Source organism: Nostoc sp. 106C, from assembly GCF_002154725.1.
Classification (GTDB): domain Bacteria; phylum Cyanobacteriota; class Cyanobacteriia; order Cyanobacteriales; family Nostocaceae; genus Aulosira.
This window is the reverse complement of sequence record NZ_MTAW01000184.1, coordinates 62,111-87,813: the sequence shown is the minus strand read 5'-3', so window position 1 is coordinate 87,813 and position 25,703 is coordinate 62,111. Positions and strand designations below refer to the sequence as shown.

The window sequence follows — 25,703 nt, the reverse complement described above, 5'->3', positions numbered from 1 at the left end:
AGCTATGACTGACATCCGTAAGCTAATCAACCAAATTGCTAGCGCCGAAGCACAGTTATGTGCAACCCAATTTATCGCGCCTTGCGTTAAAGGTGGACGAGTTCGCACACGGGTAGCTGGGATGGTTTACACCTTTACGCCAAAGCCTAGTCAATTTGAAGGTTGGGGTATCTTTCAGCCTGTGGATGCGAAGACAGCAACGGTTGTGGAAGAAGCAGACTTACCTCAAATTGCAGAATACTTGCAACACTTTTCCCAAATACGGCTGCGATTAGCATATCAACTGCGGGGACAAACTTGGTTAGCATATCCTGTGAATGAAGTAGATATGCGTCAACGGTTGAAGGTAGTCAAACCGATCGCAGTTCATCTAGTAACTGAGGGTGTTGTCTTTGAGCAAATTATCGCCCGTTGGAATGGACAGTCTTGCTGGTTTGAGGAAATCGATCGCCGTACCGATCCGGAAATTGTGGAAACTCTGCAATCTGCTGTTAAGCAACTGACTCCATCTGAGGAATTGCAGTTTAAAGGGATTACTCCTGAAATCCGCACAGTGTATGAATTAGCAACTCGGCGGATTGAGGGATTTGCTCAACCGCAACAGGATGAAAAGCGATTGAGAAAAGCATTGCGAATGGGTGGCGGTGAATTACGCGAATTTCAGGATCGCGGTGATTACTGGACAGTTGATTGGAGAACGGCTGATGGTGTTCGCCACACTAGTGCGATCGCCAAAACTGATTTGACTGTAATTAGTTCTGGGATTTGTCTGAGTGGACGCGATCGCGATTTTGATTTGCAATCTTTGGTAGCTGTGATGGAACAACAAGAGTGGTGAGGACAATGAGCATATTTTTTCACGAACAGCTTTACCGCAGCAATGCTGTGATGGCAAAGCTCAAGAATTATCCTATAACCATTTGTGGGGCTGGAGCCTTAGGAGCTAACATTGCTGAAAACTTAGCTCGGTCTGGTTTTGATAAACTTACAGTCATCGATCGCGATCGCATTGAGGAACGGAACCTTTCCACCCAGCCTTACTACCGTTCTGATGTCGGAGCATTCAAGGCGAAAATTTTAGCGAATAATTTATACCGAGCAATTGGTACTAAAGTTGATGGCAAAACAAAGGAGTTGACATCAGCAAATGCAGCGCAACTACTTCAAGACAGCCACCTAATTATCGATGTCTTTGACAACAGCTTGGCACGTCAAGTAGTAAAGGATTATGCCGATAAATCAAAAATTCCCTGCCTTCATGTTGGGCTAGCAGCTGATTATGCAGAAGTAATTTGGAATGATGTCTATCGCGTTCCTTCTGATGTGAATGATGATGTCTGCGATTATCCTTTAGCGCGAAACTTGGTGATGTTAACTCTTGCTGTGGCGTGTGAGGCGATTATCGCATTTATTGCTACACAAGAACAGCGTAATTTCACCATTACTCTTAAGGATTTGACTGTTCAATCTTTATTTTTGTAGGTTGCGATCGCTTTGATTAACTCCACAGATTAAATTTATGTTTTAAAGTTAAAAATAGGTTGATAAAATGCGATTTTTAGTAAACCTATGAAACTGTTAGGGTTAATTCTACCTACTTTTTTGCTGTTGAGTACGCCTGCGATCGCAGTTGAGTTCAACGGACAAAATATCGATGGTCAAAAGCTGCCAGCGAAAGCTTACTATTATGGAACTGGTGGAATTTATAACGTTCAAGTAAGCTTTCACAACAAACGAGCAACAATCTATTTTGCTGATGGCAACCAAACCACCATACAGTTGAATCAGCAGGTAATAACCGATTCCAAGAATATTGTAGGCTTTGGTAAATTAGGACAATTTCCGATAAATAGAAATTTCAGTGTTGGGTTAGTGTATGACAATGATGGGGTTGGTAGCAGTAGCAACCAATTGCAACAGTCCAATCCGCTTGAAGGTTTCTGGAGAATAAGTTTGGACTGAAGACTTGCTTAAAGAATTTGGTAATTTACAAGTGAATTTCACTTCAGTTTTATTTTCCGAACATGAGACTTTTTCCCAAACATCGAGAGGCTCAGATACCCGACTTCTTCAAGAAGTCGGGTATCTTTTTATTCGTAAATCATTTATGACTGCTATACAAATCATCTGTAGGGGGCGGGTTTTCCTGCCCTTTGCTGAAGGCATAATTGGATTCATGCAAGATATTTATTAAATACATACAATAGTAATATGACACCGATTTGTCTATCAAGTCGATGTAATGCTTGATTGTCTAAATTCATATCCAAAGATAAATGCAAAATAATATATTAATTAGCTTGATTAGCTCTTTAAATCAGAAGAAACAATCTGTTTTACTATTTGATTCAATAGCTGCTGCTAATGAAATTGCTTTGATGCTAAATGGTCAATGGGATGGCTGTAATGGAGTAATATTAGACCAATGTGATGAGGTTGCTGTTAATACTGCTACCAAACTAACAGAAGCTACATGGTGTTATCAAGGCGCTGCAAAAGCTGTTTTAGCCAGATTAACAACTGACGAATTATTGCGACGTTACGCAATAGGAGAAAGGAATTTTATTAATGCCAACTTGAGATGTGCAGTGCTGACATCAACGAAGCTGAATCAAATTAATTTCAGCCATGCAAAATTGAGTTGGGCTGTACTAAATCAAGTTGACCTCAAGCAAGCTAATTTAACAGCAGCAGATCTTAGTGAAGCTAATTTAACTGGAGCCGATCTCAGAGAATCACAGATAGTCATGACAAACCTAACTCAAGCAAACTTGCAACAAGCAAATCTGAGAGGGGCGAATCTAACTAGGGCGAATTTAAGTGAGGTTAACCTGACTGATGCAGATTTAACAGGAGCAAATCTAGCACTAGCAGACTTAAGAGGAGCAAAGTTTCACTTCTGTAATTTAAGTGGGGCTAATCTAACAGGTGCAAAGTTGATTGAATCTGACTTAGCTTTTGCTAGGCAATAATATTCTGGAGGTCATTGCGACCGTAGGGAAGCAATCTCAACAACCTGACAATTGCGTCGTTCCACTCGCAATGACATATTATTGCACTTTGCAATAACGCAGAGAAGGGCACAAAGTTATATGTGGCAAATGGGTACATTAACTTCATGACATTCACCAGTGATGAAGAAAAATGGAGAATTCTTACCCAAAAGCTCATGATTTGCCCAGCAAAGAAATTTATCAACGAATTTTTAACAATATTCAAAAGGTCATAAAAGGGCAATCAGCAGCAATCAGGAAATTGCTGTCAGCCTTTGCTAGTGGGGGACACGTGCTGCTAGAAGATTATCCCGGAACTGGTAAAACCACTTTAGCGAAAGCCCTAGCATACTCTGTAGATGTCAGTTTCAAGCGCATTCAATTTACACCAGATCTATTACCTTCGGATATCTTGGGTATTTCGATGCTTGACCCCAACGAACGCACCTTTCATTTCCACGAAGGCCCGATTTTCGCTCATATTGTTTTGGCTGACGAGATTAACCGGGCTTCACCGCGTACGCAATCTGCGCTACTAGAAGCTATGGCAGAGTTTCAAGTCAGCATTGATGGGAACTTGCGAAAACTTAAAGACCCGTTTTTTGTCATCGCTACTCAGAACCCAGTGGAATCCCGTGGTACTTACCCGCTTCCCGAAGCCCAAATGGATCGTTTTGCACTTCAATTTAGTTTGGGATACATATCACCAGAAGACGAAGTTAACCTGCTTTCAGACCAAATTCAACAACACCCTATTGATTCAATTCAACCTTGCATTGACTTGCAGGACATCATTACTTTAAAACAGCAGGTCAAGCAAGTTCGTATCTCTCAAGACTTGAAATGCTACTTAGTAGATATTGTAAATGCTACTCGGTTTTCCCAAGGCGTGCAATTAGGGGCTAGCCCAAGAGCTTCTATTGCTTTAATGAAAATTGCTCAAGCATTAGCCTTGTTTGATGGCTATGAATTTGTCACACCAGAACATATCCAAGAACTTGCAGTATCTGTAATTGCGCATCGCTTAGTTATGGAACCGCAAGCGCGTTTCTCTGGCAGAACCGCCACAAGTGTTGTTGAAGATATCCTTAAATCTGTTCCTGTTCCAGTTTGATATCAAACTTGCAAGATGAAACTTTTTATCTATCGTCTTTTCTATTTTAGTTATGGCATTTACCGCAAGCTAACAAGACGAGTTACTGTTAGTGGAAGAGTTATTTCATTATTAGCGATCGCAGCGGCTTTAACTGGGTCTAGTAATGCAAGCATGAACTATCAGATATTTACTTTTTTATTATCTATTCTTATCATATCTATAGTTTCCAGCCTGCTTTTTCGTGATCGTTTTAGTGCTAATCGCAATCTACCTAGATTTGCAACTGTGGGTGTAAAACTAAAGTACAAAATTGTCATTAATAACAAAAGCAACAATATTCAAAAAGGACTAAAACTATTTGAAAACTTTGCCGATCCTCGCCCCAATTTTAAGGAGTTCATAGAAACACTTGAAACTAGAAAAGTTCGGCACAATTCATTTATTCAAGCTTTTGGATACGATCGCTGGCTTTGGTTAATTTCTCGCAAACAATGTGCTATAGCTTTACCAATAGATTTACCCTCCCTGGCACCTAATAGTAAAACAGAAGTTATTGGTGAAATTTTACCTACTCAAAGAGGAATTTTTCGCTTGACAGGGATGACAGTAGCTAGGACAGATCCTTTTGGACTTTTTAAAGCTTGTAAAACTATTTCTTTACCCCAATCTTTATTAATTTTACCTAAGTTATATCAACTGCCATCAGTTCAACTTCCTGGTATAAAGAAACATCAATCTGGTGGTGTGGCATTAACCTCTTCTGTAGGAGATTCAGAGGAATTTAGATCTTTGCGGGATTATCGTCCGGGAGATTCGCTGCGCAAAATTCACTGGAAAAGCTGGGCAAAAGTTGGTAAACCAATTGTCAAAGAAGAACAGGATGAGTTTTTTGTCCGACACGCCTTGATTTTAGATACATTTCAAAGCGTTAACTATAGCGAAATTTTAGAAGAAGCAATATCAATTGCCGCTTCATTAGCTTGTGAAGTTCAAACCCAAGAATCATTATTAGATTTAATGTTTGTTGGTAATGAAGCTTATTGTTTTACCTTTGGTAGAGGACTCAGCCATACTGATAAAATGCTAGAAATTCTCGCATCTGTTGTCGCTTGTCGAGATAAATCTTTTGATTCTATTATTCCAGCAGTGCTTGAGAAACTATCTTTATTAAGTGGCTGTATATGTATCTTTTTGTGTTGGGACGAAGATAGAAAAAGATTAGTTAATTATCTCAAGAGTGTAGGTATCCATACCTTAGTGTTAGTCATTACAGATAAAGAAGGTAAAGTAGCTAACTTCGATTTAGATTCTATGAACGATCGATTAACAAGATCCCATATTTTAAATTTGGGCAAAATTCAAGAGGAACTAATGCATATATGAAACCGCCAGTGCTTCTCCTGAGTGGTGCTTTAATCTTTTGGGGTTGGCAGACAGGAATGTGGATTTTTGCCATACCAATGGCTGTGATTTTAGCAGGATATCGCTTGAGCAACTCGCGGTGGGATTTCTCTCATGATGACTTCCGACGCATTGCTAATCTGTGTTTGATGATTCTGATTATTGTATTTGTTTCTCTTCTAACTACTAATCGCTCAATCTACTTAGTTTACAATCTATTGCAGTGGTTTCCATTAGTCTTTTTCCCTCTGCTGGCTGCTCAAACATACTCTGTAAATGAAAATATTGATATTCGCACACTTTTTGTATCGCTAAAAAATGTCATAAAACCAGAATCAAATCACTACAATATTAGTTTAAGTTACCCCTATTTTGCCCTTTGTATGTTATCTGCTGGGGCTGCTAATACTAAAAATATCTCTTTTTATATCGGGATGTTTTTACTTACAAGTATTGCTCTATGGTTTATTCGATCGCCGCGATTTTCACCTGTTATCTGGTTATGTCTAATTATAATTGCTGGAATTCTTGGTTTCATAGGGCAAATGGGTGTGTATCAACTTCAACAGAAGTTGGAGGATACTGTTGTTGCATGGTTAAGTAATACTAATAGTATTGGACAATTAACAAACTCAATAACAAAACAAACAAGTATCGGTGAGATTGGAGTTTTAAAGCAGTCAAATGAGATTATTTTTCGAGTAGCATCTAATACTCCAACAGTTGCTCCTGGATTGCTGAAAGAAGCAACTTATGATAAGTATAAGTCTGCTTTTTGGGTAGCATCAAATTCTACATTTACTCCTGTACAACCTGATATTGACGGTAAGACTTGGCGTTTAGGAAGTAGATCAGATGATAATTCAATGCTCACAATTTCCGCAACGCTTAATCAAGGTAAAGGCTTATTAAGGCTGGCTGACGGAACATTTGAAATTGACGAATTACCAGTTAGCCAAATGGAGAAAAATAAATATGGTACGGTGAAAGTAGAAGGAAAAGATAATGCGATCGCTTACCGAGTCTTGTTTAATAAGAGTCTTTCTTTAGATAGCCCACCGACAGAAGAAGATCTACAAATCGCCAAACCTGAAACAGAAGCAATAAATCAAGTTATTAACCAATTAGATATTAAAGGCAAATCGCCCCAAGCCATCTTACAACTTGTAGATAGCTTTTTTATAAAAAATTTCCGTTATTCCTTAAAACTTATCGGTAGCAATCATCAGTCAACGCCTTTATCAACATTTTTACTAAAAACTCGCGCTGGACATTGTGAATATTTTGCGACTGCAACTACGCTGCTTTTGCGTGCTGCTGGTATACCAGCACGTTATGCTGTAGGATATTCAGTTCATGAATTTAGCTCATTAGAGAAACAATATATAGTTCGTAGCCGCCATGCTCATGCTTGGACATTGGCATATATAAATGGTCGATGGCAAGCCTTTGATACTACACCTTCTGATTGGGCTACTATTGAGAATGCAAATACTTATAAATTAGCATTTATCTCTGATTTATGGTCATTTTTTAGTTTCAAACTCTCAGGCTGGTTGCGTTCTGGTTTAGTTAGCAATCTATTCAAATATGCATGGTGGCTAGTTTTGCCATTAATATTTCTGCGGTTGTGGAAGTTTAATTCCCAGAATAAAGTTCGCCGTTTATCTACAAGACAGAAATTAAGTAAACAAGTAGTTAAATCAGATTTAGCTAAAAAAGATTACGAATTTTATTTAATTGAGAAGAGGTTAAACGAGTTAGGTTTTAGCCGTCAAAATTCAGAGTCTTTAAAAAACTGGATCAAGAGGCTGCAAGAAGAATTACCTAGCTCACCTTTAATTGATGACTTAACATCGCTAGTTGAACTGCATTACCGCGATCGCTTCGATCCTCAAGGTATTAAAGAGGCTGAAAGAGCAAGATTAAAATCTGCTGTGCAAGCATGGCTGGTTATGTTACAAAAGCGTTTTCATCAGAGTTAATCAGCGCAATCACACCACATTAAAGTACCGGAATCGCCTTTGCCTTATACTATTCCATTAGGTAGAAGCGAAATTGTATTCTAATTATTTAAAGTTAGTATACAAAGGTAATACCAGCTTTTTTTATATGTCTGGAGCGTCTCGGCATGAGATTTTTATAATCATCAAACGGGATACCCTTTAATAGCTAAATCAACTCAGTATTAAGCATATTAATCGTCAAATGTATAGTCACAAGTACAGTTTAAGCATCATGCAAAGCGATGGGAATTTTGTCAGTACAAAGTCATGGCTGAGTAGAGCAACGCTTTTAACACTGTTTGTAAGTGGGGTGACTGCTTGTGCTCCCGAACCAAAGCAACCTGATGTTGTTGTCGTTCCTACGCCACAAGCAACGGTTACTGTCACTGCTACACCACAACCAACAACTACCGTTGTCGTCACTCCTAGCCCACAAGTAACAACTATTGTTAAGACTGAACCAATCACAGACGTATTAGTAATTAGCAACGCCAATAAACAGACACTTGTAAATAGACCAGTACAGTTTACAAATGTAAATGTTCAAAGTGTAGTAGGCGATCGCACTTTCTGGGTTGGTTCAAGTAATACTCAACGAGTATTTGTGGTTTTAGCTCCCAATTTAGATGCGGGAACTGCTGAAAACAAAGTTGTTGTGAAAAAAGGACAGACCCTAGATTTAGCAGGTGTGCTCAAACCAGTGCCAAGTGTAAAACAAGCACAGCAGCAATGGAAAGGATTGACTGCTGCTGAAGCTCAAGGATTAAAAAACCAAATCATTTACCTAGAAGCAAATCAAATCAGGTTTAAGCAAACTTGACAATAATTCTGCTGTATCATCTACTCGTAACCTCGCGCTAGGGATGCAGCAACCTTATTTATTCCTCACAGCTTAGAGTATGAATTATTAAATTTCCATAAGCATCCAAGATTGCTTACTTTAGCGATAAAGGTATACTAGACACGCCATTAAAAAGGAGTACGGGACTGGTGCGTCTCGAACGCACGACCTAGCGCTTAGGAGGCGCTCGCTCTATCCAACTGAGCTACAGCCCCAAGACGAAGCATATATAATGATAGCAGTAGTTTTAACCAAACTGCCAAGAATCATCCCAAGGACCGCCACCAGTTTCTACGCCACACAAAGAACTTTGTGCTTTCAAGATGATTTGAGGTTTTCCATCACAGATTTCTCGCAACTGCAAATCTAGTTGTCCTTGCATGGTGTCTCGACAACAGTAGATTAAACCATTGGCTGTGGGCGCACGTAAAGGTGTACCGGGTAAATCTGTAGTTCCGATTAAGTCAATTTCATATTTTGAGTTTCGTGCTTGCATTTCCCATCTACCCCAAGGCTGAATATTCCAGCTAACTTGTGAGTTCCAGGGAACAAATTCATAAAACTTGCCTTGATAATGTAAGCCAATCATCGCTACAGATTCCATCCACCACAAAACACCACGTCGTCCACCACCTGCGGTTAATGCCAAATCGGGTTCGTTGTGGAAGCTATTACAATTTAGCCAAAACCATCTTTGAGGAAAAGCACCGCCCCAATTTTTCTCACCGTAGGCTGGGGCATTGGTGAATTCGTAGATTTTGCCATTCCAATCAATCCAGCCACTAGCCAAACCGTGAGCCATTAAGATTTGCCATCCAGGTTCAAAAATTTGCAAAAATGATAGCCAGCCAGCGGTTGACTGTTGCATACTGCCATGATTACCCCAACCATACACTGGCTTAATTTCATACTGCCAACGACAATAATTACCAGTAGCAGGGTCGCTAATCATGCCTTGATTTAAGGTGGCTGTAGCTTGATAGCCTTCTTGAACATGGTGTTCAAACTCTCCTGGGAGGAGGTAGAAGGGTTGGGTAGGTAAATCTGTTTTGCCCCAATGGCCTAAAGCTAAGACATCTCGACTCGCCCAAAACTTGTTGACATCAGGGAAAGTACGACACAGATATTCATCTTGAGGTCCGAGAATTTGGGCTGCACCGCCACTGTGAGGCTGATTACCAATAGGATCTTCAATAGAGTACATAAAGGCAAAGGTTTGGCCGCAATCAGGTAAGGTGACGCGATAATACCAGCCTTCAAAGAAGCGGCGGTTACTACCATCCCAGTGATAACCAGAATGGGGTGTTTGGGTAGTATCGAGTAAATTTCTGGGAATACTAAGCATAGTTTCAATGTGTTGCCTATTTTCCAGTATGCGCCTTGATATGAATCATGCCTACGAAATCCTGGAGTTAAAAGCTGATGCATCACCACAGGAAATCAAGCAAGCTTACCGTCGTTTGGCTAAAATTTGGCATCCAGATAGTTTTCTTGAACCTCAGCAAAAGCTGGTTGCAGAAGAAAAAATTAAAGAAATTAATCAAGCTTATGACAGGTTAAAGTCTAATCAGGCAGAGGAGATCAACCAATCTCCGCCGCCTCATCAAACAAAGGTTGATATTAATACATCCAATGCCGAAACTTTCTACAAACGTGGCATGGAGAATGCTCAACAAGGAAGATATACTGAAGCAATTGAGGAATTTACCCAAGCAATTCGCCTTAATCGTCACTATTTTGAAGCTTATAAATATCGTGGACTAGCCTGCTCAAAATTAGGATACGAGAATAGAGCGAAATCTGATTTTAGAAATGCAATACAGCTGGAACTTCAACAGAGAATAACACAGCCCAAAGCTGCATCTTCACCACCACAGCCACCCACATCTGAACCAAAAACTCAAGCTTCGCCTTGGAAATGTGTACATACCTTAAATCATTTGAATTGGGTTTGTACAACTGCAATTAGTCCAGATGGGCAATTACTCGCTAGCGGTAGTAGTGACAACACTGTTAAAATTTGGCATGTCAAAACAGGAAAATTACTACATACTCTGACTGGTCATACTAAGTCGGTCAGATGCGTTTCCTTTAGCCCTGATAGCCAAACTTTAGTGAGCGGTAGTAATGACTCTACCATTATGGTTTGGCAAGTATCTACTGGTAAATTAGCCAGCACTCTCAAGGTTCATTCAACCCCTGTTGTTGCTGTCGCTATAAGTTCAGATGGTCAAACTCTGTTTAGTGGCGGTAGTGATACTGTCATCAAGATTTCGCATATAGCTATGGGGCAATTACTACACATCCTGAAGGGACATTCTGATGTGATTCACTCCCTTGCTATTTGTTCCAAGCAGGAGATTTTAGTTAGTGGTAGTGGCGATCGCACTATTAAAATATGGAATTTGAGAAATAAGAAGCTGTTGCATACTTTCACTGGGCATTCAAGCTGGGTAAATTGTGTTGCTATCAGCCCTGATGAGCAAATTGTCGCTAGTGGTAGTTATGACCAGACTATCAAGCTATGGAATATAAGTACAGGTAAGGAAATTAATACCTTTGCAGGTCATCACAGCTATGTTTGGTCTGTTGCATTTAGCCCCGATGGTGAGTATCTTGCTAGTGGTAGTGCAGACCAAACTGTGAAAATGTGGCACGTTAAAACAGGACAACAGGTTTACACATTGGGCAATCATTCAGACTGGATTAATTCCATCGCTTTCAGCCCTGATGGTAAAACCCTTGCAAGTGGTAGCCGAGACATGACGATTAAAATTTGGCAGCGCGATGTTTAGTATGATGCCATCGCCAATCGTTCACAGATGAAAGCAGTTTGGCTAAAGTCCAAGAAATTTCTCTGAATCGTTAGCATAGATTTACATAGTTACCTATTTCTTCAGTCTGCGATATGTCAAATGACCAGCCGCGATCGCATTTACACCTTAATATCAATGATTCTTTGGAAATTCTAGGGCTGAAACCCGGTGCATCGCAGGCGCAGGTAAAGCAAGCTTACCGTAAGTTGGTGAAAACTTGGCATCCCGATCGCTTTTTTGACTTACAGCAAAAACAGGAAGCTGAGGAAAAAATTAAACAAATCAACATAGCTTACAACCATCTCAAATCTGAACAGCTACCTACTACTGTTGAACCTCCACCTTCGTCAACAAATCGCACCAAAGTAGCTACCAATCGCTGGGATGCAGAAACTTTTTATGATTTGGGCGTGCAGAACGCTAGCCAAGGGAGATATCAGGAAGCGATCGCAGACTTTACTAGAGCAATTCGCCTCAACCCTCGCTACATTGATGCATACAAATACCGTGGGCTAGCTTGCTCTCAACTAGGATATGAATATCGAGCTACATCAGATTTAAATAAAGCTGCACAGCTAGAACAAGATTTAACAGGTTCAAACAGTCCGTTTGCATCGTCATCTTCAAGATGGTCAACGCCATCAAGACCTGCATCAAATTCTCGACCTTTAGTCAAAAGATGGTGCCAAAAAATTAAAAGTTGGTTGAAGCTAAACTGGCGTTGGGGATGAAATGGAAATAGTTTTCAGAGTTCTGTGAATTTGAAACAACCCTTCAGATAGCAAGACTGTATGCTGTAGCTTTCAGCAGCAATAGTCAAATATTTGTCAAACGTAGGTAATATCCAGTAGAAAGTGTGCGCTAATATTGTAAATTGAGTGTTTTTGATTACCTGTACATAAAAATCTATTTTCAATTTTCTAATTATAAAGATTGCACCTTGAGTGAACTCATTACGTTTAAAGATTTCATAAATTAGCAAAACTATGAGATCGCTAACCTGTTAATAAGCTAATAGTTATCAAACTCTTGCCAATAATACACCTTTGGATGGAGGAAAAACTCCCTACCCGCGATAGAGCCATTGACGCGATCGCAGAGGTTATTCTGAATCTAGTAAAGGCGTTAGGTAACAAATAGAACACTATTTAAAACCTACATAAAAAGATTTTCAAATGCATTAAAACCTTTGGTTATTGCAAAGTTTAGTTCGTCAACTTTTTCAAATTGAGGAGTGAAATAATGACTATGAATAATCCAGGCGATCGCGAAAATTATCGCAGCGAAAATCGGCAAGAAACCTACACTGATGCTAACGGTGAGATTCGGACTCACGTGCAGAGAACTACTGAAACAGTTAACAACACCCCTAATCCTAATGCTTACAGCAGCGGTTATGTAACTGGTCGTGACAGTGAGCGCAGATATCAGCAAGCTAATTTAGCAGAGCGTGATAACACTAATGCTGCTAATGGCTTACTAATAGGTGTTATCCTCACTTCCCTAGTTACTTTGGGTGTAGGAGCATTTTGGTACTTCAACCAACGCAACAATGCAGCGGTTGACAATGGTACGCCAGTAGTAGTTCCTGTACCTGTACCAAATAGTGCTAGTCCTTCTCCGGCTGCTAGCCAATCTCCTCAATCACGAACCACAATCATTGAAAGAACCAGAGAAGTACCTGTTGTAATTCCACAACAGCAGGCTCCCTCTCCATCTGCGCCTACACAACCAAATATTAATATCACTGTTCCCTCTCAGCGACCTGCTGCTGAAAAAGCCCCAACTACATCACCGATTATTCCCAGCCAACAAAGTCCTAGTACTAAATCTCCTGTTGAAGATAACAAGAGCGACACCCCGAAAACTTCTCCGCTTACAGGCGCAGACAAGTCAAACACCAATAGCAACGGTTCTTCATCTTCTGGAAATAGCAGCACTGACAGTTCTGCTCAGTAATAACTAAGTTTCTAGCTCGGTAGCCTTTTCCACCTTTGGAGAAGGCTACTGCATTTTTGAGTGAGAGTTTGACTCTGCGGTTGGCTGAATTCTGATGGCTATCTTCTCTTAATTAAGAAAGATTGCCAAATTGTTGCAGAAAATTAATACCGTTCAAGTTTGGTAAATACATGGTGATGCATTAAAAAGTAGGTGCTACATTAAGAACAAGGTACAAAAAGGTTAAAAGTTCATCACAACATTTCAGATTAGAGCCTGTACCTCCTGCTCTAATGTCCTCGCAATCACTACTCAGTTGTCGCATCCGTTGAAAGTGTTTTCGCCTTAAACTCATCAATAATTGTTGTGGAGGTGATCGAACGCACAGCCAGAAATACCTGCCTAGTTGGATCAAGGATGCACAAGTAGTTCTGGAGAGATAGAGTTGCGAAGATTGTTCGTAAGTTCACCTTAGTTTAGCTATATTCCCTCTGATTTTTAAAATTTTCTCGAACGATTGCATATTCCACGAACCGCCCTAAGCTGCCGATATTCTCCCATCGTAGCTTGAGGCGGTTTCAACTATGATAAGTCAAGAGTCAACAGTCCAATGACAAAAGCGCAAAGTCGAGCCACTGCGTTGCGGGGGTTCCCACGGCAGTTCCTACCCTTCGGGAACGCTTCCAGCGAACAAGTCGGCAAAGCCGCCCAACGGACTGCCTCCCCATTGTAGCAAGTGGCGTCGGAGCGCCGGCTTCCGGTGATGGCTTCTGCTAAGGGAGACGCTGCGCGAACGCCAACGTCTTCGACGAACAGATGGCAATTCCTTTAAGCGGGGGAACCTCGCCAACGGACTGCCGCAACTTTGTAAGAGAGGACAAATGACCAATGACTATTGACTAATTAAAGTAATTACAGTGACTTCTGGTGGACAAAATAAGCGTCCTGGTCGATAAGTCCCTAAGCCACGATTAACGTATAACTGATTATTTCCTACTTTGTGAAACCCTTGGGCCCACTCCCAATATCGTACTACTTTCGAGAAGTCTCCTAACAAGAACGGAACCCAACGCCGCAATTTTTTGGGTAGTTTTTTCAAAAGCTTTTTATAATGGAAAACTAGAGGGCCGACACCTGGCAATACGATATGACCTCCGTGAGTATGACCAGATAGCTGTAAATCTACTCGCCATTGTTGCAATATCTTGGCTGTATCTGGGTTGTGAGATAAAACGATGCGGGGTATGGCAGAATCTAATTGAGTGATTACTGGTGCAGGTTGAAAATCTCGTGACCAATAATCGGCTAATCCGACGAATGGCAATTCTGTTCCTAGTGGATAGGCGATTTCATTCCACAAGACATGAATTCCAATCCTAGTAAAAGCGTCTGTAACTTCTGCTTGGGAGTGACTGTAATGGATGTCATGGTTACCAAGTATGGCGTAGATACCATAACGACTTTCTAAATATTTAAGCCGTTGTGCCAATTTGTGAATAGGGGTGGGATCGTCAGTAACATAGTCACCAGTTAATACTACTAAATCCGGTTCTGCTTCATTACTCAGTGCGATCGCTTCTTCTAGCATTTCTTCTGACAGCCGCAATCCATCGTAATGAAAATCTGACAATTGCACCAGCTTTGTGCCTTCTAAAGACACAGGTAAATCTGCAATCTTAACCGTGATTTTATCTACTCTTAAATGTCCTGTAAATAACCAATGCATAGCGCAACAGACACTCCTGATAGCAGCGCTTACAGCTTACCAAAAAATAAAATATATCTTGATTAATTACTATAAATTGCAGCAGTTTTTATTTAGATAGACTCTAGATATTTAGACACAATATATTATGTCTCTACAATCACCAATATGTAATACGTTTGAAAATGCTTGTATGTCACAAAAAATCAATTTAATTAGTAATTTGTTTTAAAGTTTGCCTCTAAATTACTCACTTTGTAACGTAATAAGAGTAACTTCCGGAGGACAAAATAAACGTCCAGGAAGATAAGTTCCCAAACCACGATTGATGTATAGTTGATTTTTTCCTACCTGATGTAAACCCTGTGCCCATTCCCAATGGCGGATGAAAGAGAAATCGTTTTTCAAATATGGAATTCTACGGCGTAATTTCCTGGGTATTTTTTGCACAAGTTTTCTATAATACAGTACCCCCGGCCCCAACCCTGGAATCACAATTTGGCCACCATGAGTATGACCAGATAATTGTAAATCCACTCGCCAAGCTTGCAATATTTCCGCAGTATCAGGATTGTGAGATAAAACAATCCGAGGAGTAGCGACGTTTAGCTGGTTCATCACTGCTACAGGGTTAAATTCCTTTGAGTAACGATCCGCTAATCCTACCAAGGGCAATTCTTTCCCTAATGGGTAAGCAATTTCATTCCACAGAACATGAACACCAATTTTATTTAAGGCGTTTGTAATTTCTGTTCTTGAGTGTTTGTAACATATATCATGGTTGCCCAATACAGCATAAATACCAGCACGACTTCGGAGATTTTTGAGCCGTAAAGCTAAGTCGTGAATTGGTTTTGGGGTGGTAGTTACATAGTCACCAGTCAATAAAACTAAATCAGGTTCGGCTTGATTGCTAACTGCGATCGCTTTTTCTAGCATTGCTTCCGATAGCCGCAAACCATCATAATGAAAATCCGACATTTGCACCAGCTTTTTACCATGTAACGATGCAGGTAAGTCTGCAATCTTAACCGTTAATTGCTGCGTACTCAACGGCCCAGATAGTAACCAGTGCATAAAGCGCTCAAAATCCTGAATATTAGCGCTTATAGCTTAACTAAAAATTATGCGATCGCCTGTTCAGCTTAAACAACTTCTTGAAAAGTTCATGAATGCGATCGCTTTTCTATGTATTTATACTTAGAAAATCTAAATCTAGTTGGGCTATCAAGTTATACTAAGCTGGAGTATAGCAATAGCAATTTAAAGGTGGATTTTAGACTGCAAGAGGGTTTTCCTAGAAGGTAATTTAGATTGCCTGTATAAATTTACTATAATTAAATCGCATTTCGCTTAGACAGCGTACTTAAGCACACTAACTCATCATTCTAAAGCACAAAACCAAAAGCTGTTATTTATGCCATCATCTTTAGAGCAAGAATACATTCAAGACTTTACACATTTTGAGCAGCACGTAGCCAAACTGATTTATAGAGCAGGTTGGACAGTTGAAACTGCTAAGCCTAACCAGCGTGGTTATGATTTAGTTGTAAAAAAAGGAAACCTTGTCGGTGCTGTTCAAGTTAAATGGCTCAAAAGTAATGTGACAGCACCGCAGCTTTTAAGTTTTGCTAATTTTTTAGATAGTGACGAAGGTCAAAAATTTAATTTTGGTTGGTTCATAACTACAAAAGGTTTCGGTGGCCCAGCACAGGCATTAATCAGATCCTGGGATAAAAATAGTAAAATTCGCTGTGGAATAGCTTTGGAAAATAAGCTGGTTGGGGTTGATAGTATGATTGAGATTGATGTCGGAGGTAATACGGGAGATAACCCAGAAAATCTATCAAAAAAAGTTTATTTTGGAGTTTTCACTTGCAAAGGAGGGGTGGGTAAAACAACCGTAGCAGCACACTTAGCAGGAGCATTAGCACTGCAAGGATTTAATGTTGCTATTGTGGACTTAGATCCAGAAGAAAATCTCCAAAAGTTAGTAGGAGATGGTGTGTTTGTTCCTAATCCAAAAGGTGTTGGTACGAATATTCAAGTATTTCAAGCAGAAAATTGGCATGAAGATTCCGCGCGTGATTGTCAAATAGTAATTTGTGATTGCTCACCTGCATTAGAACGTAATCCTGAAGAACTAGTTAAGCGATTAGACTATTGCATTATCCCAACAACTCTAAATCCACTAGGAATCAATAAGCATGGCAAAGTTATCCAAGAGACTGTCAGAGAAATACGTGAAATCAATAAGAATGCTCATTTATTTGTGCTAGTCAACAACTTTAAAGATCCTGGTATAAGGCGTTTCAAGCTTCTCAAAGATGTCTATTTCGATGCTTATAAAGAAATTAGTAAAATAGATGATAAATTTCATTGTATAGACCCAGAGGAAGTTTGTATCCGAGCTAGTGACTTACTTTATTACTGGGGTATACATATTCTCGAAAACCCAGACAATCCTGCCAGTAGATTAGCATTTGATCTCATTGGTGGAAGATGCTATCCGCGTGAGGATTTTATTAGCTTAGCTGATTACATTGAAACCAAAGCTGGTATAGGAGTTTTGCGGTCTTACTAAGATACTTCCTACTTTTGTTAAAAATAGAGCCAGAAGCGTGAAGGAATTAGCTAATTTGTATTTTCTTAGTAATCACAATACATCCAGCTACTACGAAAAAAGCAAACTCAGCTAATAAAAATGCTCCCAATGATGCGATCATCCCTTGTTTGATTAAAAGTGATACTAGAGCAGTAGCTCCAGCGCTACCAGCAAAATATAAGCCAGTAGCTAAACCTGCCTGATGAGAGGGAACTTTTCCTAAACAAAAGGGAATCATGCTGACAAAAATTAAGCTAAAGCTAATACCAAAAGTAACTATAAAACCTACTACGAATGTGTCGATGTCGTTTAACAATGCCAATCCCATTAAGCCGGTCATTGTACCCAAACCCAATAACATTGCTTTATTCGCACCTATTTGAGCCGTCCATTCTCCCAAAACAACTGAGGCGATCGCAGATACTAAAAGTATGCCAGAGGTAATAAATTCTAATCTAATACCAGGGAATTGAATTTGTAATTCTTGCGGAAATATCGACATTAATAGGTTTACTTCTAAGCCTGTACCCAAACCAACTACAAAAATTAAAATTAATAATAAAGTAGGCGCGCTAGATAAGACATCCTCATGGATAGTATAGGGCTTTAATGTATGTACAGGAGTTAGCGATCGCAAAATATATCCTCCCATCACCAAGGCGATCGCTCCTAACAAAAAAGTCATTGATGCACCGATACTATTGATAAAAATTTTTAATACTGGCTCAATAGCGCCGATGAATCCAAATACAAAGACCAAAACAGCACTAGCTTGGGGTAATTCGGTCATAGGTACAAACTGTGTTAATAATGCGATCGCTGGACCTCGAAAAAGAATCATGGCTATTATCCACACAGTCATCAGTACAGGTACTAACCAACGTATACCTCCTGATAAATTCTGTTCTGCTAACAGCGAGACAATCACAAAAATCGCACCTGCCAGTGTTACCCCTACACTTATAATTGGTAAGCGATTACCTAAGCGCTGTTGGATGCGATCAGAAAATTGCCCCACAAAAGGTTCGATGACTGTGGCGAGTAACCCTTGCATTATCCCTAGCCAACCTGCCAATTCTACAAACTCCAGTTTTTGTAAAATTTTTGGTTGATAAAAACTGTAAGCCATCCAACTGAAGATGATTCCAGCCACTAAAGCAGCTAATCCCCAAACTTGCCGCCATAAAATATCAGGACGGGAATCGAAAGAGTTAACCATAACTTTTCTTCACTTGCTTGCGTTAGCGGTGCGATTCTAGAACAAATCTGCTCAGAAAAATGGCATTATAAATAGCATAATGCTGAGGTCGCAAACCACATATTAATTGTTACTTAGATTTAGCTCGAAGGAAATATGCACTCCTCAATCAGAAACCCTCTTCTTTGCTAATAATGAACAAACAACTCATCTTAGAAAGAATTTTATTCTGCTGATACTAAAGTATGATTTTTAACTTTAGATGGCTATTATAATAGTCTCTCCACAGAGCAGACATTGGTAAAATCTTCCCCTGAGCAAACAACTGATATCTTTATATTTTATAATCCGTGTAGTCAATTTACCTGAGGGTTTATCCTCATTTACGAAGTATAAATATTAAACAAATCTAAAGTATAAAATTTCAATTTATTACCAATTATTAATCAGAGCAGTAGCTTTTTCAGCAACTATAATTGTTTGACATTAGTGCTGGTTTGAAACAGTTTCAGGAAACAAGCACAAATATGTATTACTTGCTGGTTGTCAGTTCTTCATGCTTCTAGCAACAGTACAGTGATGTTTAAGTCTGCTATGAGACGGTTAGTAAACACATAACCTGCTAAACTAGCATCGACTCTTGTTGAATGTGTCAATTTAGCAACTTGATGGAAATACCAGTTAATATCGCCACAGGTGGCAAAGTCATCGCTACAATTTCCTTAAATCAGGACTAGTCAAACGGAACCGCAAATCAACATACCCGTTGCATCTACAAAACAGCCCAAACGCTTATAATACAAGCTGTTTGAATTTATCGTAACGGTACTATGCTTGCAAAACTAACCCAACCTATATGAGTAATAAGCCCTCTTGATTACCAAATTCACCACCTTAACCAGAGTATCTCTGTCAGTTGGTATCCTTTGTAGTCTATTAGCGCGATCGCATAATTGTTGCTTTAACTGATGGCGAGAGAATCTCAATCAACTAATGAATTCAGGAGCTAAACCCTGCATGGTCTTTATTTTCGTAACTTACTCTTGCGCCCCTCAGGTTATCAGACTATAAAGTGTCAATATTTGACAGCAAGCCGCGAAATTTGAATACTTCACTAATTAACTAACGATCATATTTATTTTTATTTTCAAATCTACTGGAGCAGATAATGTTAAAAAAAATATTTAATTTTGGCTTTGCACGTAATGTTTCGCTCGCATTGACAATGGGATTTGTTGGCTGTGTAAACCAAGCACAAAGCACTTCATTCACTCAAACTACCACTAGGGTTAACTATAACCTTCCACAAGTAGTTGCAACTACAAGTATAATATGCGACTTAACAAAACAGATTGCGAGGAATACAATTAATCTTACTTGTTTGATTCCCCCTGGAGCAGACCCCCATCTTTATCGCCCAAAGCCTGAAGATCGTAAAGCTCTTGAACAAGCGAATCTGATTCTCTATAACGGCTATAACTTGGAACCAGGATTGGTCAAACTAATTAAAGCAACTAAGACCACTGCACCTAAAATTGCTATTGCATCACTTGCAGTTCCAAAGCCCCAAAAGTTTCGGGAAGATGATAGTATAGTAGCCGATCCTCACATCTGGCATAATGTGAAGAATGCTATCAGAATGGTAGAAGTAATTAGCAGCAACTTGGGCAAATTAGATGCAAGCAATGCCCAAACTTATAGTAATAACAAGTTAAAAATTAACAACGAACTCATCCAACTAGATCGCTGGATAAAGTCCAGAATTAATAGTATCCCCACTACTCAACGCAGATTAATTACAACTCATAATGGAATGAGCTATTATACTAAAGCTTACGGTCTTTCATTAGCAGGGACGTTAGAAGGTATTAACACCAATGAAAGAGCTACAGGTACACAAGTAAAAAATTTGGCGAAAAATATTCAGCAGGCTAAAGTGCCAACAATTTTTTCTGAGACAGCAATTAAATCTGATGTTTTTCAGTCTCTAGCTGAAGAAACCACCGTTAAGGTTTCTGAAAGAAAACTTTATGCTGATGGGCTAGGAGAAGCAGGAACTGACGGAGACAGCTATCAAAACATGATGGCTGCCAATACGCGCACAATTGTAGAAGGGTTAGGAGGAACTTACCTGATATTTGAACCGAAAGCTTCAAATTAGTGTTAATAGGCTGAAGACGGATTTGAGTAATTACTTCAGTCTTAAAAAATTCATTTAATCGTTTATTAAATAGGAATTGGAGACTAAGCGCTCGCTCAATTTATCTGTCTTCACCTTTATCTAGAAACTGTCGCAAAATTTTTCCTGGTTTTCTATCCCAAGTATCGATATGCTCATAGATTAGTCCATCTTGATTAAATTTATAATTTGAATAGCCATTGAAAAATATCTTCGCTTTCCACGGAACACGCAATACACCACGTACTGTCCATTTAGCTAAGATTGTGTTCTCGGCTGACTGATATACTTCATGTAAATCAAAGGAAATTTGAGTAAAAAATAGTCGAGCGTGAAATCGCAAAGTCCAAAATATAATGCGATAGTTAAATTTATATTTGAATTTGTTTACTGGATCTCGAAAGTAGATATCCTGAGTATATATATCATAAGAAATATCTTTCTCAAAAAGAGTCGGCAAATCATTTTTAAGAGTTTCAATTACCTGTTCTATCTGCATTGATATTCCACGTACCTAATTAAAAGAGATTTCGGAAAAACCTTAGCAACTTCTGCCAAATTGAAGCTGTCCTCCTGCTATTCACTTTACTTCCACTCAAATCTGACAAAGTAGGAAATGATGCAGACTGAGCATACGGACTACTCCGTAGTAATTTAGCTAGAGCATAATCATTTTCTCGCAAACCCTCATAGAAAAAGAATACTTCTCCTCTAATGCCGCATTTACGGTTGCATTCAATTGCTTTGATAAGATATTCAGGAGTAATACAATAAGAACCAAGCTTCATTAAAATTCCTGGTGCTAACTTTGGTATTGTCGCATCTGTGAACTGTTCGTTTACCAATTTATTAACAATACATTTATAGCTGAGGAAGTCGCGGCGATAAATTTGCGGGTGAATCATATCAACGATGCCGCGATTTAGCCAAGTGACTGAATCTTGTAGATACTCTTTAAATCCCCAATCATAAATATTAGGAGAAATTGACACGATTAAATTAGGGTTAACTTTTTTTACTTCTTGGTAGAGACGGGCTAAGAATTCAGTCAGAATATCAGCACGCCATTGTAGCCATTGCCTATCTTGAGGATTTTGGGGCGGATTTTGGTTGAACTGCTGACGATAAAGTGCCATAGTTCCCTCATCGTAGCCACCTTCACAGGGTAAGGCAGGAAAGCGATCGTCACCTTGAATGCCATCAACATCATAATTTTTCACCACTTCCAACACCAAGTTCAACAGGAATTCTTGCACTTGGGTGTCAAGGGCATTCATCCACTCAAAACCATTTTTCTTTAGTAACTTACCATTGCGATCGCGCGCAGCCCATTCTGGTTTTGTCTGCAACAGCATTCCACCATTCAAGTTATAAGAACTTGCAAAGCCGTATTCAAACCAAGGAATGACTTTTAGCCCAACCCGTCGCGCCTCTACAATTACTTCTGCCAAAGGATCGCGACCGAAAAAGCTGGGATCAATTTCAACACCAAATGTCTGCTGCATCGTTTGGCTAGGATATAAAGTGACTCCCTTATTCCAAACAACAGGAAACACTACATTAAATCCTGTCTCGGCCACAAAATTCATTGCCTCAGCAATGCGTTGCTGTGACTTGAGTACTTTACTATCGGTATTGGTAAGCCAGACACCGCGTGTTTCTATTAAGCTCATGTGCGTATCTAAAAACAATGCGTGCGAGCGTGATTTTCAATTCACGACTAGCTGACTATACCGCGCTTTAATCACCATATAAATACCATAGGCCAATAAACCCAGTGCTACAAAGCCTAAAAGCCAAGGGCCATATGGTTGTTGTGCCAAAGCCTGTAACGCCTCATCTAAGCCTCCAGCAGCTTGGGCGTTATATTGAGTTGCTGCTTGAATGAGAAACCAGCCAATAATACAGAATACAATGCCTCTTGCTAGCAAACCAAATCGGCAAATGGCTATCACCCACTTACGTTCTGTATTGCTTAACTCAGTTAAATTGAGTTTTCTGCGAAACTTGGCGCTGTAAGCTTTATAAAACTGATAAAAACCTAATCCAATAATTAATGCCCCTAAAGTTCCTACTAACCATTGACCAAAGGGTTGAGAAAGTAAGCGTGCTGTCCAATCTTGGGTAGAGTTACTATTACCACTACCTCCAGAACCAAGCAGAATTTGCACAGCGCTATAGGCTAAACTCCCGTATAAAACACCATTAATGGCATAACCAACTCGCTGTGCCAAACCTTTGGCATCTTTGCCTTTATTTTCTGGATCTTTTATTGCCTGTACAAAGCGCCAAATTACGTACCCTATTAAGCCAATTGCCACCAAAGCCAGTAGAAATTTACCAAATGGTTGTTCTACTAGCGTTTGTAAAGCTCCTTTTGTATCAGTCGTTCTACCACCTGCACCAAAAGCTGCCTGAGCTGCTAGTAACCCAACGATACCGTAAACTACTCCCTTAGATGCATAACCAAATCTTGCCAGTCTTTCTACCCATGATGAAGGATCATCTATAAGATGTTGTGTCATAGTATTTGCCTGGATATATGAGATTTTTTTTTAGCAATAATTACCTAATAAATACATCTATCTAATGGCAAAACTTACAATTATTTAAGAGATATTTTTGCAGATTATTTTTTAGAAAACTTTGAACAAACCTTTTCTTTTAATAGATGTTACCGCAAATAATTAGATAGCATAATTCAATAATCTTTTAAAGAATTTGACAGTATCTTATTTAAATGGAGTAGGATTAATGACGGCTGTTATACAACCTTCTTGGACCCACGAATATATCACCACTAATGGAGTGAAACTACACTACGTCACTCAAGGCGAAGGCCCTTTGATGCTGATGTTACATGGGTTTCCAGAATTTTGGTATTCCTGGCGACATCAAATACCAGAATTTGCCAAATATTTTAAAGTTGTTGCTCTTGATTTACGTGGTTACAATGATAGCGATAAACCAAAAGAGAAAACTGCTTATGTGATGGATGAATTTGTGAAAGATATTGAAGGTGTAATTAAAGGCTTAGGCTACGAAAAATGCGTTTTAGTTGGACATGATTGGGGAGGTGCGATCGCATGGAATTTTGCTTATGCTCATCCAGATATGTTAGAGCAATTAATTATACTCAATCTACCTCATCCGGCAAAATTTTCCCAAGGTTTACTGACTCCTCAACAACTACTTCGTAGCTCTTATATTTTCTTTTTTCAACTACCTTGGCTACCGGAATTAGTCATAAAAAGCTCAGACTATGCAGCACTTGAACGAGCTCTTAAAGGTATGGCGGTTAACAAAAATGTTTTTACTCAAGCAGATATTGCCGCTTTCAAGAATGCTGCCGCTAAAAATGGTGCTCTTACAGCAATGTTAAATTATTACCGCAACGTTTTTCAGCAGAGAATCTTAAAAAGAAATTGGGGAATTTTGGAAGTGCCAACACTGATGATTTGGGGTGAAAATGATACTGCTCTTGGTAAGGAACTAAGTTACGGTACAGAAGCCTATGTCAATAACTTTCAAATTAAATATATTCCTAACTGTAGCCATTGGGTGCAGCAAGAAAAACCAGATTTAGTTAATCAGTACATTCGAGATTTCTTAATGCTTTAAAGACTCAGTAATTGTTTGTCAAGAGTGCTACTAGACAGCATAATAATTTCTATTAAATTTCTATGACAAACTATCTCGATTTGTACAATTCCTTAATAAGATTTAACAGGAATTTGACAAGTCAAGGTTTCATGATTTACTGTGCATCTATCACTCCAAATCCTTAGTTAATAGCTGATTAGAATCAATACTAAACAAGTTCTATTTCCTTACAAGCTTGTGTACTCAATTAACATAATTACAGTAATTTAGTGAGATAATAGAATTGTGAGGAAAAGAACGGACATAACTTGAGTACAAAGGGGGAAATTATGAAACTCCAGCTATTAGCGGTTCTAGCCTTAGCAACTCCCCTATTTTTCACTAACGTAGTGAAAGCTGATAATCCGCAAGATTTACAAAAATTGTTGGCAACTGGGGAATGTATTGGGTGTAATCTATCAGGCGCCAACCTCAGTAGCGCTCATTTGATTGGTGCAGATCTTAGAGGTGCAAATCTTCAAAACGCAAATCTTACTGAAGCTAACCTGGAAGGTGCCGATCTCACTGGCGCAAACTTAGCAGGTGCTAACTTAACTTCAGCGTACATAACCAATGTAAATTTAAAGCAAGCCAATCTCAATAATGTCAATTTGACTCGTGCTAAAATTTACGATTCTAATGTGTATCAAGCATCAATGAATAACCTAACTATCACGGATGCAGAAATATATCATACCGGAATCGGCATTGGTGGAGAGGATGCAGAAATTCCCGATTGGAAATAATGCTGAACTGAGTAAGTATTAACATAACTTGCACTTAAGAGATTTAGGATAAGAAAAACTGAATTTTAGTCAGCCTGATCCTAAATCTTTCTTTGAATCATCACTAAAATATTCTCAACATTCTTATGTTTGAGAACTAAGACTTTATTTTTTCAAGTACGAAAAAATAAGTAGAAGTGTATGAGACACATAGACATCAGCTTAATACTATTTTTTCCTGCAATCCGCTAACCAGCCTCACCTACAAATAAAAATATTTCATTGGCCGCTGATATAGCTTACATATCTATGAGACAGGAGGAAATAAAACAACTCTCGATTTTTATAATCATCAAACTAAGATAGCTACATATCATAAAATAATTTTTCTGTCTAGCCCATTCAAATACATAAAAACTTTGCTTCGGTATTAATATCACTACGAATGAGTTAATTGACGAACACTGCTTAAGATAGCTTTAATATCCGATAAAATCGGGTTTTAAGCTTGTATAAATAAGAGGTGGACTGACTTTTGCATGATTTGTACTTCTAATG

General features: G+C 39.1%; 23 protein-coding genes and 1 tRNA gene. 16 read left to right on the top strand and 8 right to left on the bottom strand.

Features of this window, described 5'->3' with window-relative positions; translation table 11 throughout:
- Positions 1-4 precede the first annotated feature (4 nt).
- The 8 genes from BV375_RS27840 to BV375_RS27805 all read left to right on the top strand — a co-directional run bounded on the left by BV375_RS27840 (position 5) and on the right by BV375_RS27805 (position 8,316).
- Positions 5-838 (top strand): hypothetical protein, encoded by an 834-nt coding sequence (locus BV375_RS27840; protein ID WP_086766511.1) that lies wholly within the window; start codon positions 5-7, stop codon positions 836-838.
- Positions 839-843: 5 nt separating this feature from the next.
- Positions 844-1,482 (top strand): ThiF family adenylyltransferase, encoded by a 639-nt coding sequence (locus BV375_RS27835; RefSeq protein ID WP_086766509.1) that lies wholly within the window; start codon positions 844-846, stop codon positions 1,480-1,482.
- 87 nt (positions 1,483-1,569) lie between these two features.
- On the top strand, positions 1,570-1,962 hold the full coding sequence (locus BV375_RS27830) for a hypothetical protein (RefSeq protein WP_086766507.1): 393 nt from the start codon (positions 1,570-1,572) through the stop codon (positions 1,960-1,962).
- A 314-nt stretch (positions 1,963-2,276) separates the two neighbouring features.
- Complete coding sequence (locus tag BV375_RS27825; RefSeq protein WP_086766505.1) at positions 2,277-2,972, top strand: pentapeptide repeat-containing protein; 696 nt, start codon at positions 2,277-2,279, stop codon at positions 2,970-2,972.
- A gap of 172 nt (positions 2,973-3,144) precedes the next feature.
- The gene (locus BV375_RS27820; protein ID WP_086766503.1) at positions 3,145-4,107 is read left to right on the top strand and encodes a MoxR family ATPase; all 963 of its coding nucleotides are present in this window, start codon (positions 3,145-3,147) and stop codon (positions 4,105-4,107) included.
- A gap of 153 nt (positions 4,108-4,260) precedes the next feature.
- Positions 4,261-5,472 (top strand): DUF58 domain-containing protein, encoded by a 1,212-nt coding sequence (locus BV375_RS27815; protein ID WP_243714076.1) that lies wholly within the window; start codon positions 4,261-4,263, stop codon positions 5,470-5,472.
- Positions 5,469-7,475 carry a transglutaminase-like domain-containing protein gene (locus BV375_RS27810; protein WP_086766497.1) on the top strand — a complete coding sequence of 669 codons (2,007 nt, stop codon included), beginning with the start codon at positions 5,469-5,471 and terminating at the stop codon, positions 7,473-7,475. Before BV375_RS27815 ends, BV375_RS27810 begins: the two co-directional genes overlap by 4 nt.
- A gap of 223 nt (positions 7,476-7,698) precedes the next feature.
- Entirely contained in the window at positions 7,699-8,316 is a 618-nt protein-coding gene (locus BV375_RS27805; protein ID WP_134076192.1) for a hypothetical protein, read from the top strand.
- Between the two features lie 162 nt (positions 8,317-8,478).
- Here BV375_RS27805 and BV375_RS27800 read toward each other — a convergent pair.
- Positions 8,479-8,552: transfer RNA gene (locus BV375_RS27800), tRNA-Arg, on the bottom strand.
- A gap of 32 nt (positions 8,553-8,584) precedes the next feature.
- On the bottom strand, positions 8,585-9,682 hold the full coding sequence (locus BV375_RS27795; protein ID WP_086766493.1) for a tocopherol cyclase family protein: 1,098 nt from the start codon (positions 9,680-9,682) through the stop codon (positions 8,585-8,587).
- 40 nt (positions 9,683-9,722) lie between these two features.
- Here BV375_RS27795 and BV375_RS27790 point away from each other — a divergent pair, with 40 nt between their 5' ends.
- The 4 genes from BV375_RS27790 to BV375_RS38880 all read left to right on the top strand — a co-directional run bounded on the left by BV375_RS27790 (position 9,723) and on the right by BV375_RS38880 (position 13,824).
- The gene (locus BV375_RS27790; protein ID WP_243714075.1) at positions 9,723-11,132 is read left to right on the top strand and encodes a DnaJ domain-containing protein; all 1,410 of its coding nucleotides are present in this window, start codon (positions 9,723-9,725) and stop codon (positions 11,130-11,132) included.
- Positions 11,133-11,245: 113 nt separating this feature from the next.
- On the top strand, positions 11,246-11,884 hold the full coding sequence (locus BV375_RS27785; protein ID WP_086766489.1) for a DnaJ domain-containing protein: 639 nt from the start codon (positions 11,246-11,248) through the stop codon (positions 11,882-11,884).
- A gap of 511 nt (positions 11,885-12,395) precedes the next feature.
- Positions 12,396-13,112, top strand: coding sequence for a hypothetical protein (locus BV375_RS27780; protein WP_243714074.1), 717 nt, complete (start codon positions 12,396-12,398; stop codon positions 13,110-13,112).
- Between the two features lie 589 nt (positions 13,113-13,701).
- Entirely contained in the window at positions 13,702-13,824 is a 123-nt protein-coding gene (locus BV375_RS38880) for a hypothetical protein (RefSeq protein ID WP_279432974.1), read from the top strand.
- Positions 13,825-13,983: 159 nt separating this feature from the next.
- Here the strand turns inward: BV375_RS38880 and BV375_RS27775 are convergent, their stop codons facing one another.
- On the bottom strand, positions 13,984-14,817 hold the full coding sequence (locus tag BV375_RS27775; RefSeq protein WP_086766485.1) for a metallophosphoesterase: 834 nt from the start codon (positions 14,815-14,817) through the stop codon (positions 13,984-13,986).
- A gap of 225 nt (positions 14,818-15,042) precedes the next feature.
- Entirely contained in the window at positions 15,043-15,873 is an 831-nt protein-coding gene (locus BV375_RS27770; protein WP_086766483.1) for a metallophosphoesterase, read from the bottom strand.
- A gap of 340 nt (positions 15,874-16,213) precedes the next feature.
- On the opposite strand from BV375_RS27770, the gene BV375_RS27765 reads away from it, so the two are divergent.
- A complete protein-coding gene (locus BV375_RS27765) occupies positions 16,214-17,380 on the top strand; it encodes an AAA family ATPase (RefSeq protein WP_086766481.1) in 1,167 nt (388 codons plus the stop codon).
- Between the two features lie 46 nt (positions 17,381-17,426).
- On the opposite strand, the gene BV375_RS27760 is transcribed toward BV375_RS27765, so the two are convergent.
- On the bottom strand, positions 17,427-18,620 hold the full coding sequence (locus tag BV375_RS27760) for an MFS transporter (protein ID WP_086766479.1): 1,194 nt from the start codon (positions 18,618-18,620) through the stop codon (positions 17,427-17,429).
- Between the two features lie 1,147 nt (positions 18,621-19,767).
- Here BV375_RS27760 and BV375_RS27755 point away from each other — a divergent pair.
- A complete protein-coding gene (locus tag BV375_RS27755) occupies positions 19,768-20,760 on the top strand; it encodes a zinc ABC transporter substrate-binding protein (protein WP_086766477.1) in 993 nt (330 codons plus the stop codon).
- Between the two features lie 100 nt (positions 20,761-20,860).
- Here BV375_RS27755 and BV375_RS27750 read toward each other — a convergent pair whose 3' ends face one another.
- The 3 genes from BV375_RS27750 to BV375_RS27740 are packed head-to-tail and all read right to left on the bottom strand — an operon-like array spanning position 20,861 to position 23,303.
- Positions 20,861-21,277 carry a DUF2358 domain-containing protein gene (locus tag BV375_RS27750; protein ID WP_086766475.1) on the bottom strand — a complete coding sequence of 139 codons (417 nt, stop codon included), beginning with the start codon at positions 21,275-21,277 and terminating at the stop codon, positions 20,861-20,863.
- 19 nt (positions 21,278-21,296) lie between these two features.
- Positions 21,297-22,451, bottom strand: coding sequence for a family 10 glycosylhydrolase (locus tag BV375_RS27745; RefSeq protein WP_086766473.1), 1,155 nt, complete (start codon positions 22,449-22,451; stop codon positions 21,297-21,299).
- A gap of 36 nt (positions 22,452-22,487) precedes the next feature.
- Positions 22,488-23,303: a DUF1206 domain-containing protein gene (locus tag BV375_RS27740; RefSeq protein WP_086766471.1), complete on the bottom strand. Its 816-nt coding sequence runs from the start codon at positions 23,301-23,303 to the stop codon at positions 22,488-22,490.
- 229 nt (positions 23,304-23,532) lie between these two features.
- Between BV375_RS27740 and BV375_RS27735 the strand changes: the two genes are divergently transcribed.
- Both BV375_RS27735 and BV375_RS27730 read left to right on the top strand, forming a co-directional pair.
- Positions 23,533-24,399, top strand: a complete 867-nt coding sequence (locus tag BV375_RS27735; protein ID WP_086766468.1) for an alpha/beta hydrolase — start codon at positions 23,533-23,535, stop codon at positions 24,397-24,399.
- Positions 24,400-24,710: 311 nt separating this feature from the next.
- Positions 24,711-25,166: a pentapeptide repeat-containing protein gene (locus tag BV375_RS27730; RefSeq protein WP_086766466.1), complete on the top strand. Its 456-nt coding sequence runs from the start codon at positions 24,711-24,713 to the stop codon at positions 25,164-25,166.
- Positions 25,167-25,703: the final 537 nt, after the last annotated feature.